At 66.3% G+C, this 16,916-nt stretch carries 13 protein-coding genes; all 13 read left to right on the forward strand.

Annotated elements, in window-relative coordinates:
• Position 1 precedes the first annotated feature (1 nt).
• The 13 genes from ftsL to ftsZ all read left to right on the forward strand — a co-directional run bounded on the left by ftsL (position 2) and on the right by ftsZ (position 16,608).
• The gene (gene ftsL / locus AC07X4_RS05345) at positions 2–328 is read left to right on the forward strand and encodes a cell division protein FtsL (RefSeq protein WP_494739471.1); all 327 of its coding nucleotides are present in this window, start codon (positions 2–4) and stop codon (positions 326–328) included.
• Positions 325–2,070 carry a peptidoglycan D,D-transpeptidase FtsI family protein gene (locus AC07X4_RS05350; protein WP_494739472.1) on the forward strand — a complete coding sequence of 582 codons (1,746 nt, stop codon included), beginning with the start codon at positions 325–327 and terminating at the stop codon, positions 2,068–2,070. The genes ftsL and AC07X4_RS05350 overlap by 4 nt, the downstream gene beginning before the upstream one ends.
• Positions 2,070–3,584: a UDP-N-acetylmuramoyl-L-alanyl-D-glutamate--2,6-diaminopimelate ligase gene (locus tag AC07X4_RS05355; RefSeq protein ID WP_494739473.1), complete on the forward strand. Its 1,515-nt coding sequence runs from the start codon at positions 2,070–2,072 to the stop codon at positions 3,582–3,584. Before AC07X4_RS05350 ends, AC07X4_RS05355 begins: the two co-directional genes overlap by 1 nt.
• Positions 3,575–5,053, forward strand: coding sequence for a UDP-N-acetylmuramoyl-tripeptide--D-alanyl-D-alanine ligase (locus AC07X4_RS05360; protein ID WP_494739474.1), 1,479 nt, complete (start codon positions 3,575–3,577; stop codon positions 5,051–5,053). Before AC07X4_RS05355 ends, AC07X4_RS05360 begins: the two co-directional genes overlap by 10 nt.
• 39 nt (positions 5,054–5,092) lie before the next feature.
• Positions 5,093–6,271, forward strand: coding sequence for a phospho-N-acetylmuramoyl-pentapeptide-transferase (mraY, locus tag AC07X4_RS05365; protein ID WP_494739475.1), 1,179 nt, complete (start codon positions 5,093–5,095; stop codon positions 6,269–6,271).
• A complete protein-coding gene (murD, locus tag AC07X4_RS05370) occupies positions 6,268–8,244 on the forward strand; it encodes a UDP-N-acetylmuramoyl-L-alanine--D-glutamate ligase (RefSeq protein WP_494739476.1) in 1,977 nt (658 codons plus the stop codon). Before mraY ends, murD begins: the two co-directional genes overlap by 4 nt.
• Entirely contained in the window at positions 8,241–9,509 is a 1,269-nt protein-coding gene (ftsW, locus tag AC07X4_RS05375; RefSeq protein ID WP_056059212.1) for a putative lipid II flippase FtsW, read from the forward strand. Before murD ends, ftsW begins: the two co-directional genes overlap by 4 nt.
• Before the next feature lie 79 nt (positions 9,510–9,588).
• Entirely contained in the window at positions 9,589–10,659 is a 1,071-nt protein-coding gene (gene murG, locus AC07X4_RS05380) for an undecaprenyldiphospho-muramoylpentapeptide beta-N-acetylglucosaminyltransferase (RefSeq protein ID WP_395452814.1), read from the forward strand.
• Complete coding sequence (murC, locus tag AC07X4_RS05385; RefSeq protein ID WP_494739477.1) at positions 10,656–12,089, forward strand: UDP-N-acetylmuramate--L-alanine ligase; 1,434 nt, start codon at positions 10,656–10,658, stop codon at positions 12,087–12,089. Before murG ends, murC begins: the two co-directional genes overlap by 4 nt.
• Complete coding sequence (locus tag AC07X4_RS05390; protein ID WP_494739478.1) at positions 12,086–13,075, forward strand: D-alanine--D-alanine ligase; 990 nt, start codon at positions 12,086–12,088, stop codon at positions 13,073–13,075. The genes murC and AC07X4_RS05390 overlap by 4 nt, the downstream gene beginning before the upstream one ends.
• A complete protein-coding gene (locus AC07X4_RS05395; protein ID WP_494739479.1) occupies positions 13,075–13,878 on the forward strand; it encodes a cell division protein FtsQ/DivIB in 804 nt (267 codons plus the stop codon). Before AC07X4_RS05390 ends, AC07X4_RS05395 begins: the two co-directional genes overlap by 1 nt.
• A gap of 107 nt (positions 13,879–13,985) precedes the next feature.
• Entirely contained in the window at positions 13,986–15,215 is a 1,230-nt protein-coding gene (ftsA, locus tag AC07X4_RS05400; RefSeq protein ID WP_015012559.1) for a cell division protein FtsA, read from the forward strand.
• A 151-nt stretch (positions 15,216–15,366) separates the two neighbouring features.
• On the forward strand, positions 15,367–16,608 hold the full coding sequence (gene ftsZ, locus AC07X4_RS05405; RefSeq protein ID WP_056059196.1) for a cell division protein FtsZ: 1,242 nt from the start codon (positions 15,367–15,369) through the stop codon (positions 16,606–16,608).
• The last annotated feature ends 308 nt before the right edge of the window (positions 16,609–16,916 follow it).

The raw sequence follows: 16,916 nt of genomic DNA on the forward strand, positions 1-16,916 counted from the left end.
CATGACGCGGCTCAACGTGGTCCTGTTGCTGGCGGTGCTGGCCAGTGCGATCTATCTGGTGCACACCCAGTACGAATCGCGCCGCCTGTTCACCGAGCTGGACCGCGCCGTGGCCGAGGCCCGCCGTCTGGAGACGGAGCACCAGCGCCTGCAGGTGGAAAAGCGCGCCCAGGCCACGCCGCTGCGGGTGGAGAAGATCGCGCGCGCACAGTTGAACATGCGCACCGCCACCCCAGCGATCACCCAGTACGTGTCTGACCCGCAAGGCGTCGCAACTGCCACCGCCGCAGCCGCCGCCGCCTCGCAACCCGCCGGGGTGCAGCCATGAGCCGCAGCGTGCTCTACACATCCAGCCCTTTGCTGGCCAGCAAGACGCCGGTCTGGCGCAGCAAGTTCATCGTGGCGGTGATTGGTCTGGGCTTTCTGGGGCTGGCTGGGCGGGCGGCCTATGTGCAGGTGTTTGGCAACGCGTTCTTCCAGCGTCAGGGCGAGGTGCGTTTTGCGCGCACGCTGGAGCTGCCTGCCAACCGCGGCAAGATCGTGGACCGCAATGGCCTGATCCTCGCGTCCAGCGTGCCGGCTGCCAGCATCTGGGCGATCCCCGAAGACGTGGACCAGGACAGGCCCGAGGTTCGCGCCAAGCTCAAGCAGCTGGCCAAGCTGCTGGACATGCCGCAGGCCGACCTGCTGAAAAAGCTGGCAGATGAGGACAAGACCTTCGTCTGGATCAAGCGCCAGCTCGACTGGGAAGTGGGCCAGCAGATTGCGGCTCTGGACATCAAGGGCATCTACCAGCGCAAGGAATACAAGCGCCAGTATCCCGAGGGCGAGGCCGCCGCACACGTGGTGGGCTTCACCAACGTGGAAGACCATGGCCAGGAAGGCATGGAGCTGGCCTTCGACAAGGAGCTGGCAGGCAAGCCCGGTTCGCGCCGCGTGATCAAGGACCGATTGGGCCGTGTGGTCGAAAGCGTGGGCGAAACCGTGCCCCCGGTCGATGGCAAGGACATGCAGTTGTCCATCGACAGCAAGGTGCAGTTCTTTGCGTACCAGAAGCTGCGCGACCAAGTCGCCGCGCACAAGGCCAAGGCGGGCAGTGTGGTGGTGCTTGATGCCCACACGGGCGAGCTGCTGGCGCTGGCCAACTACCCGAGCTACGTGCCCGACAAGCGCCAGAACCTGACGGGCGAGCAGCTGCGCAACCGTGCTCTGACCGACGTGTTCGAGCCCGGCTCGACCATGAAGCCGTTCACCATCGGCCTGGCGCTGGAGACCGGGCGCGTGCGCCCCGAGACCGTGGTGGATACCAACCCCGGACGCATCACCATCACCGGCTCCACGATCTCGGACACGCACAACTACGGCGTGCTCACGGTCGAAGGCGTGATCCAGAAGTCCAGCAACGTGGGCACCACCAAGCTGGCCATGCAGATGCCCGCGCGCGAGATGTGGGAGACCTTCTCGGCCGCCGGTTTTGGTCAGAAGCCCCAATTGCACTTCCCGGGCGTGGTGACGGGCCGCCTGCGCCCCTACAAGAGCTGGCGCCCTGTGGAGCAGGCCACCATGTCGTACGGCTACGGCCTCTCGGCCAGCCTGTTCCAGATGGCGCGGTCGTACACCGTGTTTGCCAATGGCGGTCGGGTGATTCCCGCCACCATGCTCAAGACGGCCGAGCCCGCCGTGGGCGTGCCTGTTTTTTCCGAGCGCACCGCCGACCAGGTGCGCAAGATGCTGCAGATGGCCGCAGGCCCCGGCGGCACGGGCCAGAAGGCGCAGACCGTGGGCTACTCCGTGGGCGGCAAGTCGGGCACGGCACGCAAGCAGGTGGGCAAGAACTACGCCTCGGGCAAGTACCGCGCGTGGTTCACCGGCATGGCACCCATCGACAAGCCCCGCATCATCGTGGCCGTGATGATCGACGAGCCCAGCAATGGCGTGTTCTACGGCGGTGCCGTGGCCGCGCCGGTTTTCAGCGAGGTGGTGCAGCAGACCCTGCGCATGATGGGCGTGCAGCCCGACATGGCCGTCAAGCCGCAGATCGTGGCCAATGCCGTGGAGGAGTCGCTGTGATGCAAGCGCCGCTCCACACCCTCCAGACTGCCAGCGACGCGGTGCAATGGCTGCGCACGCGCGTCACCGGCGCACTACATACCGACAGTCGCCAGATCACGCCCGGCGACGGCTTTATTGCCTGGCCCGGTGCCGCCACAGACGGCCGCGCGCATGTGGCCGACGCCATGGTGCGTGGCGCCACGGCCTGCCTCGTCGAACAGGCGGGGGTCGAGGCCTTCGCTTTTGCGGGCGACCACATGGCGGCGCTGCAAGGTCTCAAGGCCGCCACAGGGCCCATCGCCGCCGAATGGTTTGCACAACCCACGCAGCAGCTGAAGGTGCTGGCGGTGACGGGAACCAACGGCAAGACCAGCACGGCGTGGTGGCTCGCAGGTGCTCTGAATGTGCTATCGAATGAGGAGCAATCAGGGCAAGATCAATGTGCGCTGGTGGGTACTTTAGGCATGGGACTGCCACCCGCGCTCACCTCCACCGGCATGACCACGCCCGACCCGGTGCGGTTGCAGCGCGCGTTTGCCCAGTTTGTGGCGCAAGGCCTCGGTGCCTGCGCTATCGAGGCTTCGTCGATTGGATTGGCCGAGGCCCGGCTCGACGGCACGCACATCCACGCGGCCATCTTCACCAACTTCACGCAAGACCACCTGGACTACCACGGCAGCATGGCCGATTACTGGCTGGCCAAGCGGGCGCTGTTCGACTGGCCGGGCCTGCAGGCCGCCATCATCAATGTGGACGACCCCGCAGGCGCCCAATTGCATGGCGAGCTGAAGGGCAGTGCACTGGATCTGTGGAGCGTCTCGGCCCAGGGGGCTGCGCGCCTGGCGGCGCAGGACATCACCCTGGGCGACCAGGGTCTGTGTTTCACGGTGGCCGAGGGCTATGACCGGCAGCTGCTGCAAACCCGCGTGATCGGCCAGTACAACGTGCTGAACCTGCTGGGGGTGCTGGCCACGCTGCGCAGCCTGGGCGTGCCGCTGGACCGCGCCGTGCGCGCCTGCGCCAGCCTGCAGCCCGTGCCGGGCCGCATGCAGCGGCTGGTGGCGGTGGGCCAACCCCTGGTGGCCGTGGACTACGCACACACCCCCGACGCTTTGGACAAAGCCCTGCAAGCCCTGCGCCCCCTGGCCACCGAGCGTGGCGGGCGGCTGTGGTGCGTGTTCGGCTGCGGCGGCGACCGCGACGCGGGCAAACGCCCGCTGATGGGTGCCGTGGCCCAGCAGCAGGCCGACCAGGTGCTGGTGACCAGCGACAACCCCCGCAGCGAAGACCCGGCCGCCATCCTGCACCAGATCCTGCAGGGCACGATTGCCGGTGGCACCGTGCGTGCTGAGCCCGACCGTGCGGCCGCCATCGCGCAGGCCATTGCCGAGGCCGCACCTGCCGATGTGGTGCTGATTGCCGGCAAGGGCCACGAAGACACCCAGGAGACGGCAGGCGTGCGCGTGCCGTTCTCCGACATGGCCCACGCGCAGGCTGCGCTGCAGGCCCGAGGAGCCCACACATGGGCATGAATCCCATTGCACCCGTCATGACACTGCAGCAAGCCTGGGCACTGCTGCTGCCGCGTATTCCCGCTGCCCGCTTGGTGGGCGATGGCGCCACGCCGCTGGCGCGTGTGCACACCGACACGCGCACCCTCCAGCCGGGCGATCTGTTTGTGGCGCTCAAGGGCGAGCGTTTTGATGCCAACGCCTTCCTGGCCGATGCCTGTGCTGGCGGTGCCGCTGCAGCCATTGCACACGGTGGTCTGGAGGCAGCCGGTTTGCCCGGCATCGAAGTGCCCGACAGCCTGGCTGCGCTGGGCGCACTCGCCACCGGCTGGCGTACGCAGTTCCACCTGCCGCTGATCGGCGTGACGGGCAGCAATGGCAAGACCACGGTGACGCAGATGATCGCGTCCATCCTGCGTGCCTGGCAGGGTGAGGCTGCGTTTGCCACGCAGGGCAATTTCAACAACGACATCGGTGTGCCGCTGATGCTGACGCGCCTGCGCGCCAGCCACCGCGCCGCCGTGATCGAGATGGGCATGAACCACCCCGGCGAGATCGCCACGCTGGCCGCCATGGCCCAGCCCACGGTGGCCTTGGTCAACAACGCGCAGCGCGAGCATCTGGAGTTCATGCATACCGTCGAGGCGGTGGCCCGCGAGAACGGCTCGGTGTTTGCCAGCTTGCCCGCCGATGGCGTGGCCGTGTTTCCGTCAGGGGATGCCTACACGGGCCTCTGGCAGTCGCTGGCTCTGGGGCGGCCCGGCCGCCGCACGGTGACCTTTGGTGATGGCGGCGATGTTCGCTGTGCGCAGGCCACTTGGGAGCGCGGCGCCTGGGCGGTCACCCTGACCACACCACGCGGTGAGATCACGACCCGCCTGCACATCGCTGGCCGCCACAACGTCACCAACGCGCTGGCGGCCACGGCGTGCACGCTGGCAGCGGGTGCACCCGTCGCGGCCATTGCCCAGGGTCTGCGCGACTTCACACCGGTCAAGGGCCGCTCGCGCGCTTTCAGCGTGACCGTCGCGGGCCGCGACATCACGGTGGTGGACGACACGTACAACGCGAACCCCGATTCCATGCACGCAGCCATCCAGGTGCTGGCCGAACTGCCAGGCCCGCAACTGCTGGTGATGGGCGACATGGGCGAGGTGGGCGACCAGGGGCCACAGTTCCACACCGAGGCCGGCGCACTGGCCCGTGAGGCTGGTATCCCCACGATGTTTGCGCTGGGCGCGCAGTCGGTGCACGCCGCGTCGGCGTACGGCGACGGGCAGGGTGGTGTTGCCCGGCATTTCAACGATATGAGCGCACTGCAGGATGCGGTGCGCAACGCCCTGCCCACGGTGGGCAGCGTGCTGGTCAAGGGATCGCGATTCATGAAGATGGAACAGGTGGTCGAGGCAATCAGCGCCGCCGCACTGCCCCCAGAACAACAACAAAAGCCGATCAATCCACTGGAGGGACACCATGGCGCAACGCATTGATATTGCCCGTACGGTGTCAGCCCATGCCGGAGGTGCCACATGCTGCTGATGCTGTCGCAATGGCTGCAGGGCCTGTCGCCCGAGTTCGGCTTCTTTCGGGTGTTCCAGTACCTCACGTTCCGTGCGGTGATGGCCGCCATGACGGCGCTGCTCATCGGGCTGGTGGCCGGCCCCAAGGTGATTCGCATCCTCGCCTCGCTCAAGATCGGCCAGCCCATCCGGGGCTATGCGATGCAGTCGCACCTGTCCAAGAGCGGCACGCCCACCATGGGTGGTGTGTTGATTCTGTTGTCGATCGCCATTTCCACCCTGCTGTGGTTTGACCTGTCCAACCGCTTTGTGTGGATTGTGCTCATCGTCACGCTGGGCTTTGGTGCCATCGGCTGGGTGGACGACTGGCGCAAGGTGGTCAACAAGGACCCCGAAGGCATGCGTTCGCGCGAGAAGTACTTCTGGCAGTCGGTGATCGGCCTCATGGCCGCGCTGTACCTGGTGTTCAGCATTTCTGAAAGCTCCAACGCCAAGGTGTGGGAGCTGTTCGTGGGCTGGGTGCAGTCGGGCTTTTCGCTGGACCTGCCGCCCAAGGCGGGGCTGCAATTGCCCTTCTTCAAGGAAGTGAGTTACCCGCTGGGCGTGCTCGGCTTCGTGATCCTCACCTATCTCGTCATCGTGGGCTCCAGCAATGCGGTGAACCTGACCGACGGCCTGGACGGCCTGGCCATCATGCCCGTGGTGATGGTGGGCTCGGCGCTGGGCGTGTTTGCTTATGTCACCGGCAGCTCGGTGTATTCCAAGTACCTGTTCTTCCCGCACATTCCGGGTTCGGGAGAGTTGCTGATCTTCTGCGCTGCCATGGCGGGCGCGGGCCTGGCTTTCCTCTGGTTCAACGCGCACCCCGCCCAGGTTTTCATGGGTGACGTGGGAGCGCTGGCGCTGGGCGGAGCCCTGGGCACCATCGCCATCATCGTGCGCCAGGAGATCGTGCTGGCCATCATGGGCGGCATCTTTGTGGTCGAGGCCCTGTCGGTGATGCTGCAGGTCACCTGGTTCAAGTTCACCAAGAAGCGCTACGGCGAAGGCCGCCGCCTGCTCAAGATGGCGCCCCTGCACCACCACTTTGAAAAGAGCGGCTGGAAAGAAACGCAGGTGGTCGTGCGCTTCTGGATCATCACCATGCTGCTGTGCCTGATTGGCCTGTCCACGCTGAAACTGCGATGAACCCGAACGATCCTCTTCTCCCTGACCCCCTCGGCACGTCCGAGGCCATGCCCCCGTTGGCAGGGGCTGGGGTGGATGCTGCAGGTGCTCCAGAGGTCGACCCTGGCAGGCAGGATGCTGCGCCCGCGGTACCCGATGTGAATCCAGGGCAGGACACTGCGGCATCGGGCAGCGAAGTGTCAGACGGCATGCCTCCCGCAGAGGTCACTGAGGCGGCCCCAGGTGCGCCGGCAGGAAAGAGCACCAGCACTGCCTGGAACCCCGAGGCCGTGCCTGCTGTCTCCGCCGCGAAAGCCGCAGCGGATTTTGTGGCGCAGATCTTTGCCGAGGTGGCGGCTCCTGAGTCGGGAGCCGCTGACAGTGTGGGCGCTGCAGACACCGCAGAGGCCGACGAGCCCATGACGCCGGACGTGCCTGCAGGCCCCGCGCGCGAGGGCGTTGCGAACCTGCTGCAAGGCCAGCACATCCTGATCCTGGGCCTGGGCGCCTCGGGCATGGCGATGGCACGCTGGTGCGTGCGTTGCGGCGCGCAAGTCACTGTGGCCGACACGCGCGCCGCCCCGCCGCAACTGCCCGCACTGCAGCGAGAGCTGCCCCAGGTCCGTTTTGTGTCGGGCGCATTCGATGCCAGCCTGGTACAAGGGCAGAATCTGCACGCGGTCTATCGTTCGCCAGGGTTGAGCCCTGAGGCAGTTGCTCCTGTTTTCGAAGCGGCTCGTGCAAACAACATCTGCGCTGGCGGTGAGCTGAGTCTTTATGCCATGGCCCTGGCAGCGCTGCGCGAATCGCACGCGTATGCCCCCGCCGTGCTGGCTATCACCGGGACCAACGGCAAGACCACCGTGACCTCGCTCACCGGACAGTTGGTGGAGCGCTCTGGCAAACGCGTGGCCGTGGCCGGCAACATCGGTCCGACCCTGCTCGACACACTGGCAGAACACCTGGATGCAGACACCTTGCCCGACGTGTGGGTGCTGGAACTGTCGAGCTTTCAGCTGGATGGCGTGAATGGGGGTGAAGGGGGCTTCGAGCCCACGGCCGCCACGGTGCTCAACATCACGCAGGACCACCTGGACTGGCACGGCAGCATCGAGGCCTATGCTGCGGCCAAGGCGCGCATCTTTGGCCAGACGGGCTTGATGATCCTGAACCGCGAAGACGCTGCGGTGATGGCCATGCTGCCGCCACCCGTCAAGGTCAAGCTGCAAAAGCCGCAGGTGCGCGCGCACCTCACCTTTGGTGGCGACATGCCCCGGCGTCCGGGCGACTTTGGCATCGAGGTGGTGAGCGGCATGCCCTGGCTGGTGCGCGCCATGGACGCGGACGAAACCCGAAAGCGTGGCCGCAACGAGGTCGAAGAGGACCTGCACATCCAGCGGCTCATGCCGGCGGATGCCCTGCGCATCCGGGGCCGCCACAACGCCACCAACGCATTGGCCGCGCTGGCTCTGGCCACGGCGGCGGGTTGCCCGCTGGCGCCCATGCTCTACGGCCTGCGCGAGTACCGGGGCGAGCCGCACCGTGTGGAGCCCGTGGCCATCATTCACGGCGTGGAATATTTTGACGACAGCAAGGGCACCAACGTGGGCGCCACGGCGGCTGCGCTGGTGGGGCTGGGCGCGGAGCGGCGTTTGGTGGTCATTCTGGGCGGAGAAGGCAAGGGGCAGGACTTTGCGCCCCTGGCAGCCCCCGTCGCACGTTATGCACGTGCGGTGGTGCTGATTGGCCGCGACGCACCGCTGATCCGCGCTGCGCTCCAGGACGCTGGTGTGCCGTTGCTCGATGCGGACACCTTGCCTGAGGCCGTTGCACTGGCCGCGCAGCGCGCCCATTCTGGCGATGCGGTGCTGATGTCGCCCGCCTGCGCCAGTTTCGACATGTTCAAGGACTACGAGCACCGCGCCCAGGTCTTTTGCGAGACCGTGCGGGCGATGGCCGACGATGCGGGCCAGTCGGCGGAGGGCATGCAATGACGGCACCCGCCAGCACCTTGTTGCAACGCGTGACCGGCTGGTTCGGTGGCCTGCCTGGTAAGGCGGCCGACGTGTTGCCCGTGCGCGTGGGCGGCACCGAGTACCGGCAGTCGTCCAGCACGCCCGCGAGCGTGCTGGGTTTTGACCAGGCCTTGCTCTGGGTGGTGGTGGCACTGCTGGCGTGGGGGTTGGTGATGGTGTATTCAGCGTCGATTGCCATGCCGGACAACCCGCGCTTTGCCAACTATGCGTCCACCCATTTCCTGACCCGCCACATGATGTACCTGGTGGTGGGGTTTGTGGCGGCGCTGCTGGCGTTCCAGGTGCCCATGGCGCTCTGGGAGCGGGTGGCGCCCTGGTTGTTCATCGTGGCCTTGCTCATGCTGGTGGCTGTGCTGATTCCCGGCGTGGGCAAGGTGGTCAATGGCGCGCGCCGCTGGCTGTCCATCGGCCCCGTGGGTTTCCAGCCCTCCGAGGTGGCCAAGTTTGCGGTGCTGATCTATGCCGCCGACTACATGGTGCGCAAGATGGAGGTGAAGGAGCGCTTCTTCCGCGCCGTGCTGCCCATGGGCGCAGCGGTGGCCATCGTCGGCGTGCTGCTGCTGGCCGAGCCCGACATGGGCGCCTTCATGGTGGTGGCCGTGATTGCCATGGGCATCCTGTTCCTCGGCGGTGTGAATGCCCGCATGTTCTTCCTGATCGCAGGGGTGCTGGTGGGTGCCTTTGCGCTGATGATCGCCAGTTCGCCCTGGCGCCGCGAGCGCGTGTTTGCGTACCTGGATCCCTTCAGCGAACAGCATGCACTCGGCAAGGGCTACCAGCTATCGCACTCGTTGATCGCCATCGGACGCGGCGAGGTGTTTGGCGTGGGGCTGGGGGGCAGTGTGGAGAAGCTGCACTGGCTGCCCGAGGCGCACACCGACTTCCTGATGGCCGTGATCGGCGAAGAGTTTGGCCTGGTGGGCGTGGTCGCGCTCATCGTGCTGTTCCTGTGGATGACCCGCCGCATCATGCACATCGGCCGCCAGGCCATTGCGCTGGACCGCGTGTTCGCAGGGTTGGTGGCGCAGGGCGTGGCGATCTGGATCGGTTTTCAAGCCTTCATCAACATGGGCGTGAATTTGGGCGCGCTGCCGACCAAGGGGCTCACGCTGCCACTGATGAGTTTTGGCGGGTCGGCGATTTTGATGAATCTGGTGGCGCTGGCGGTGGTGCTGCGGGTCGATTACGAAAACAAACTTCTCATGCGCGGAGGCCGCGTATGAAAAGTTTGTTTCACCAAAACAAGCTGTGCATTGCGCAAGCAATGCCAGGCACGCAGTGCCTCATGCGGGGAGGTCGCGTATGAGCACGCAGAAGACCGCCCTCATCATGGCTGGTGGAACCGGCGGCCACATCTTCCCCGGCTTGGCCGTGGCCGAGGAACTGCGCGCACGCGGCTGGCGTGTGCACTGGCTGGGCGCGCCCGGCAGCATGGAGTCGCGCATCGTGCCGCAGCACGGCTTTGCGCTGGAACTCATCGATTTTTCGGGCGTGCGCGGCAAGGGACTCGTCACGCTGGCCCTGTTGCCGCTGCGCCTGCTGCGTGCGTTCTGGCAGGCGCTGCAGGTCGTGCGCCGTGTGAAGCCCGACGTGGTGGTGGGCCTGGGTGGCTACATCACTTTTCCGGGCGGGATGATGGGTGTACTCGCGGGCAAGCCCCTGGTGCTGCATGAGCAGAATTCGGTGGCGGGCATGGCGAACAAGGTCCTGGCAGGTGTGGCCGACCGGGTGTTCACCGCCTTCCCCCAGGTGTTCAAGCAGGGCCAGTGGGTGGGCAACCCCCTGCGCACCGCCTTCACGCAGCAGCCGGGCCCGGCCGAGCGGTTTGCAGGCCGCAGTGGTCCGCTGCGCCTGCTGGTGGTGGGCGGCAGCCTGGGAGCGCGTGCGCTCAACGAGATCGTGCCCCAGGCCATCGCATTGATGCCGGCCGGCCAACGACCCACCGTGATCCACCAAAGCGGTGCGGCACAGATCGATGCCCTGCGCGCCCACTACGCCGCTGCAGGGGTCGAGGCAGAGCTGACGCCATTTATCGACGACACCGCCAGCGCGTTTGCAGCGGCCGACATCATCGTCTGCCGGGCGGGGGCGAGCACCGTCACCGAGATCGCTGCCGTGGGCGCCGCGTCCATCTTTGTCCCCTTCCCGTCGGCCGTGGACGACCACCAGACCACCAACGCGCAGTTCCTCGTGAACGCAGGAGGCGGCTGGCTGGTGCAGCAGCGCGACCTGACGCCGCAAGGGCTATCTGAAATGCTATTGAAATTAGAGCGTCCCACACTTGTGGATGTGGCGCTCAAGGCCAAAAACATGCAAAAAATCAACGCCACCCGCGAGGTGGTGACTGCCTGCGAGGAGTTGGCCCAACCATGAAACATGCGATTCGCCACATCCATTTCGTAGGCCTCGGCGGCGCCGGCATGAGTGGCATTGCCGAAGTGCTGTTCAACCTGGGTTACCGCATCTCGGGCTCGGACCTGGCCGACAGTGCCACGCTGCGCCGCCTGGCAGACCTCGGCATCAAGACCTGCCTCGGCCACGCGGCAGCGCACATCGATGGCGCCGACGCCGTGGTCACGTCCACAGCCGTCACTTCGGACAACCCTGAAGTGCTGGCCGCACGCGAAAAGAAGATCCCCGTGGTGCCGCGCGCACTGATGCTGGCCGAGCTGATGCGCCTGAAGCAGGGCATTGCCATCGCGGGCACGCACGGCAAGACCACCACCACCAGCCTCGTGACCAGCGTGCTGGCCGAGGCGGGGCTGGATCCGACCTTCGTCATCGGCGGCAGGCTCAACAGCGCGGGCGCCAATGCCAAGCTGGGCAGCGGCGACTACATCGTGGTCGAGGCCGATGAGTCCGACGCGTCGTTCTTGAACCTGCTGCCCGTGATGGCCGTGGTGACCAACATCGACGCCGACCACATGGAGACCTATGGCCACGACTTCGGTCGGCTCAAGGGCGCGTTTGTCGATTTCCTGCACCGCATGCCGTTCTACGGCACGGCCATCCTGTGTGTGGACAGTCCCGCCGTGCGCGACATCCTGCAGAGCGTGACCTGCCCCATCACCAGCTACGGCTTCTCGGAAGACGCGCAGGTGCGCGCCATCAACGTGCGCGCCGAGGCGGGCCAGATGCGCTTCACCGTGCAGCGACGCAACGGCGTCACGCTGCCCGATATGGAGATCGTGCTCAACCTCGCGGGCGAGCACAACGTGCTCAACGCGCTGTCGGCCATTGCCGTGGCGGTAGAGCTGAACATCCCGGACGAAGCCGTGCAGCGCGCGCTGGCGGGCTTCAAGGGCGTGGGCCGGCGCTTCCAGCGCTATGGCGATCTGCCCGCGAAGGACGGCGGCACCTTCACCGTCATCGACGACTACGGCCACCACCCTGTGGAGATGGCTGCCACGCTGGCGGCCGCACGCGGTGCGTTCCCCGGGCGGCGCCTGGTGCTGGCCTTCCAGCCGCACCGCTACACCCGCACGCGCGATTGCTTTGAAGATTTCGTCAAGGTGATCGGCCATGCCGATGCGGTACTGCTCACCGAGGTGTACGCCGCAGGCGAGGCGCCAGTCGTGGCCGCCGATGGACGCTCGCTGGCCCGTGCCCTGCGTGTGGCAGGGCGCGTGGAGCCGGTGTTTGTGGACAACGTGGCTGATCTGCCCCAGGCCATTGCCAACAACGCACGCGCGGGCGACGTGGTGATGTGCATGGGAGCCGGCTCCATTGGCGCAGTGCCCGGCAAGGTGGTTGAGATGCTACAAAATAATGAGCTGAAAGCGCATGAAGGGAGCGCACTATGACCCTTCCTGAATCGAATATCGATGTGAAATCGCTGGGCAAGGTCGCCGTCCTGATGGGCGGAGACTCGGCCGAACGTGAGGTGTCGCTGATGTCGGGCAGCGGCGTGCTGCAGGCGCTGCGTTCGCGCGGCGTCGATGCCCATGCGTTTGACCCTGCGCAGAATGCGCTGGGTGATTTGAAGCGCGACGGCTATGCGCGCTGCTTCATCGCACTGCATGGTCGCCATGGCGAAGACGGCACGGTGCAGGGCGCGCTGGAGCTGCTGCGCATTCCGTACACCGGCCCTGGCGTGATGGCGTCGGCGATTGCCATGGACAAGGTCATGACCAAGCGGGTGTGGCTGGCCGAGGGCCTGCCCACGCCCCGCTATGTGTGGCTGGCTCCCGACCGGCAGCAGCGCGAGGTGGTGCGCACCGTGCCCGACGAGCTGGGCCTGCCGCTCATCGTCAAGCCGCCGCGCGAAGGCTCGTCCATCGGCGTGACCAAGGTGCGCGGCTATTCGGACATGCAGGAGGCCGTGCAGCTCTCTGCCCAGTACGACCCCGACGTGCTCTGCGAAGAGTTCGTCGAGGGCGAAGAGGTGACCTGCCCCGTGCTGGGTCAGGGCGCCAACGCCCGCGCACTGCCGGTGATCCGCATCGTGGCGCCCGATGGCGCCTACGACTACCAGAACAAGTACTTCACCGACGACGTGAAGTACCAGTGCCCAAGCGGCCTGCCCGAGGCCGAAGAGCGCGAGATCCAGCGCATCGTGCTGGAGGCTTACCGCACCCTGGGCTGCCGGGGCTGGGGCCGTGCCGACCTGATGATCCGCGCGAGTGACCGCAAGCCCTTCCTGCTGGAGATGAACACATCCCCTGGCATGACGGGGCATTCGCTGGTGCCCATGTCGGCCCGCGCCTCGGGCATCAGCTACGAAGAGCTGTGTCTGCGCATCCTCGCCGATGCGGCCCTCGACACGCCCGCAAAACCAAAGGCCGCCTGATGACCCAGACGCTGCCCGCACCCCTGGACGTCAAGCTCATGAACCTGACCGCGTCGGTCCTGTTCGTGGGCTGCGCCCTGGCCGTGCTGGCGGCGGGGGTGGGGTGGGTGCTGCGCTACCCCGGCTTTGCCATCGCACGCATCGTGGTGCAGGGCGAGCTGGTGCACAACAACGCGGTGACCCTGCGGGCCAATGTGGCGCCACATCTGGTGGGCAACTTCTTCACCGTGGACCTGCGTGCTGCCCGCGAGGCCTTCGAGCAGGTGCCCTGGGTGCGCCGCGCGCAAGTGCGTCGGGTCTACCCCGGCAGCCTGCGCGTGGAGCTGCAGGAGCACGACGCCGTGGCGTATTGGGGCCCGGACACTGGCTCAGCGCTGGTCAACAGCCAGGGTGAAGTCTTCGAGGCGAATGTGGGCGATGTGGAACAGGAAGGCCTGCCGCGCCTGCAGGGGCCTACAGGCAGCTCGGCCGAGGTGCTGCAGATGTACGGGTTGCTGGAGCCGGTGTTCCAACCCCTGGGGCTGGACGTGGAAGAACTGGAGCTGACAGGGCGGGGCGGCTGGCGCGCCACCCTCGACAGCGAGGCTGTGGTGGAGCTAGGCGGCGGCACGCCGCAGGAAGTGGTGCAGCGCACGCAGCGGTTCGTGCGCACCCTCACCCAGGTGGCCGCGCAGTATGGCCGCCGCGTGGACGCGCTGGAGTCTGCGGACCTGCGCCACGCCGGGGGCTACGCCCTGCGCCTGCGGGGTGTGACCACAGTGACTGCAGACGCAACCGGCGCGACGGCTGTGCGCAAGAGGTGATGGCATGAGGAACAACAGGACTGGACGCAGCATGCTGCAGGCCCCGAGAGGGCGGTGTGAGGGCTTGGTGGGACAGCGGGACAGAACCGAGAAGGGCAGAGACTGATATGGCAAGAGAATACAAAGACGTCGTCGTGGGGCTGGACATTGGCACCGCCAAGGTCATGGCCGTGGTGGCCGAGGTTCTGCCCAATGGCGAGCTCAAGCTCGCAGGCTTGGGCGTGGCCCCGAGCAATGGTCTCAAGCGCGGCGTGGTGGTCAACATCGATGCCACCGTGCAGAGCATCCAGCAGGCGCTGAAAGAGGCCGAGCTGATGGCGGACTGCAAGATCCAGCGCGTCTACACCGGCATCACGGGCAGCCACATTCGCGGTCTCAACTCCAGCGGCATGGTGGCGGTGAAGGACAAGGAAGTCACGTCGGCCGACGTGGCCCGCGTGGTGGAGACGGCCAAGGCCATCAACATCAGCAGCGACCAGCGCCTGTTGCTGGTGGAGCCGCAGGAATTCGTGATCGACGGGCAGGATGTGAAGGAGCCCATCGGCATGAGCGGCATCCGCCTGGAGGCCAAGATCCACATCGTGACCGGCGCGCAGAGCGCGGCCGAGAACATCATCAAGTGTGTGCGCCGCTGCGGCCTGGAGGTCGAGCAGCTCATGCTCAATCCTCTGGCCAGCAGCCAGGCCGTGCTCACTGACGACGAGCGCGAGCTGGGCGTGGTGGTGGTGGATATCGGCGCGGGCACGACCGATGTCGCCATCTTCACTGGCGGCGCGATCCGCCACACCGCGGTGATTCCGATTGCGGGCGACCTCATCACCAGCGACATCGCCATGGCACTGCGCACGCCGACCAAGGACGCAGAGGACATCAAGGTGGAAAGCGGCTACGCAAAGCAACTGTTGGCTGACCCCGAGGCGCAAGTGGAAGTGCCCGGCCTGGGCGACCGCAGCCCGCGCATGCTGAGCAAGCAGGCGCTGGCCGGTGTGATCGAGCCGCGTGTGGAAGAAATCTTCTCGCTCGTGCAGCAGGTGGTGCGCGAGTCGGGCTACGAAGAAGTGCTGTCGTCGGGCATCGTGCTCACGGGCGGCAGCTCGGTCATGCCGGGAATGATCGAACTGGGCGAGGACATCTTCCTCAAGCCCGTGCGGCGCGGCATACCGAAGTATTCCAGCGCTCTGGCTGACATGGTGGCCCAGCCCCGTGCAGCCACCGTGATGGGGCTGCTGGAAGAAGCGCGCCTGGCACGTCTGCGCGGCTTCAAGGTGGCTCAGAAGAGTGGGTCCATGAAGACCGCATTCGGGCGCTTCAAAGATTTCATCGTGGGGAATTTCTGACCATGAAATACCCCCTGTGGCTAGCGCGTGGGAGCCCTCACCAGATACCGCGCGAGCGATGGCGATGTACAGGACCGCCACGCACTACAAGAAAAATGATCCCATCTCTCAATTGGCAATTGCATACGAATTTAGAACCAGGAGCTCCAAGATGACCATCGAAATGATCGAAGCCGAAGAATTCAACCAGGGCACCCAGATCAAGGTGATCGGTGTGGGCGGTGGCGGCAGCAATGCCGTCGAGCACATGATTGCCCGCAGCGTGCAGGGCGTGGAGTTTGTCAGCGCCAACACCGATGCACAGGCGCTCACGCGCAGCTCGGCGCACCGCGTCATCCAGCTGGGCAACAGCGGCCTGGGTGCTGGGGGCAAGCCCGAGAAAGCCCGCGATGCGGCTGAGGCGGCGGTTGCCGATATCCGTGAAGCCATCTCTGGCGCCCACATGCTGTTCATCACGGCGGGCATGGGCGGCGGCACGGGCACGGGCGCTGCGCCCGTGATCGCGCGCGTGGCCAAGGAGATGGGCATCCTGACAGTGGGCGTGGTCACCAAGCCTTTCGACTGGGAGGGCGGTCGCCGCATGAAGAATGCGGACGATGGCCTGGCCGAACTGGAAGCCAACGTGGACTCGCTGATTGTTGTGCTCAACGAGAAGCTGCTGGACGTGCTGGGCGACGACATCACCCAGGACGAGGCCTTTGCGCACGCCAATGACGTGCTCAAGAACGCTGTGGGCGGTATCGCTGAGATCATCAACGAATACGGCCAGGTGAACGTGGACTTTGAAGACGTGCGCACCGTGATGGGCGAGCCCGGCAAGGCCATGATGGGCACGGCCACGGCCAGCGGCCCAGACCGCGCACGCATCGCAGCCGAGCAGGCCATCGCCTGCCCGCTGCTCGAAGGCATCGACCTGTCGGGCGCCAAGGGTGTGCTGGTGCTGGTCACGGCCAGCAAGGGCAGCCTCAAGCTGTCCGAGTCACGCCAGGCCATGAACACCATCAACGCCTACGCATCGACCGACGCGCACGTGATCTTTGGTGCTGCCTATGACGAAAGCCTGGGTGACGAGATCCGCGTGACCGTGGTGGCCACGGGTCTGTCGCGTGCCAATGCGCGCCGTCAGCCCATCTCGGTGGTGCAGGGTGGCCTGCGCACGGGTACGGACAACATGGCCTACCAGATGCCTGTCGCCGGTGTGGGTACGCTGGGTGGTGCCGTGGGCGTGCAAGGCGGCCACACGGGCAGCGCGCAGGCCGACTATGGCAGCATGTCGGTACCCAGCGTGTGGCGTACCAACCGCACGCAGGCCGCAGCCCGCGTGGATGCCCTGTCGTCCGGCGGTATGGATGACCTGGAAATCCCCGCCTTCCTGCGCAAGCAAGCGGACTGACAACCGCGCTGATCGCACCCTGCGGCCCCCTCCCGGGGGCTGCAAGACAAAAAGCCCTGCCGGCGCAAGCTGGTAGGGCTTTTTGACTGGGCGAACGTCAGCAGGCTCTCAGGCCCGGGTCGCCCCAGGCCTCTCAGTGATCAGAAAGATTCCCAGTCATCGTTATTGTCAGCCGCAGGCTTGGGGCTGCTTGCCTTGGGGGGCAATGCCGCCGCTGGCGCGGGTGAAGGCGCGGCAGCACGGGGGGCTGCTGGCGCCTTAGACAGGGCCGGGCGGGGCGCTGCCGCACGCACGGCAGGGGCCACGGC

This window comes from Acidovorax sp. GW460-11-11-14-LB4, from assembly GCF_059423685.1.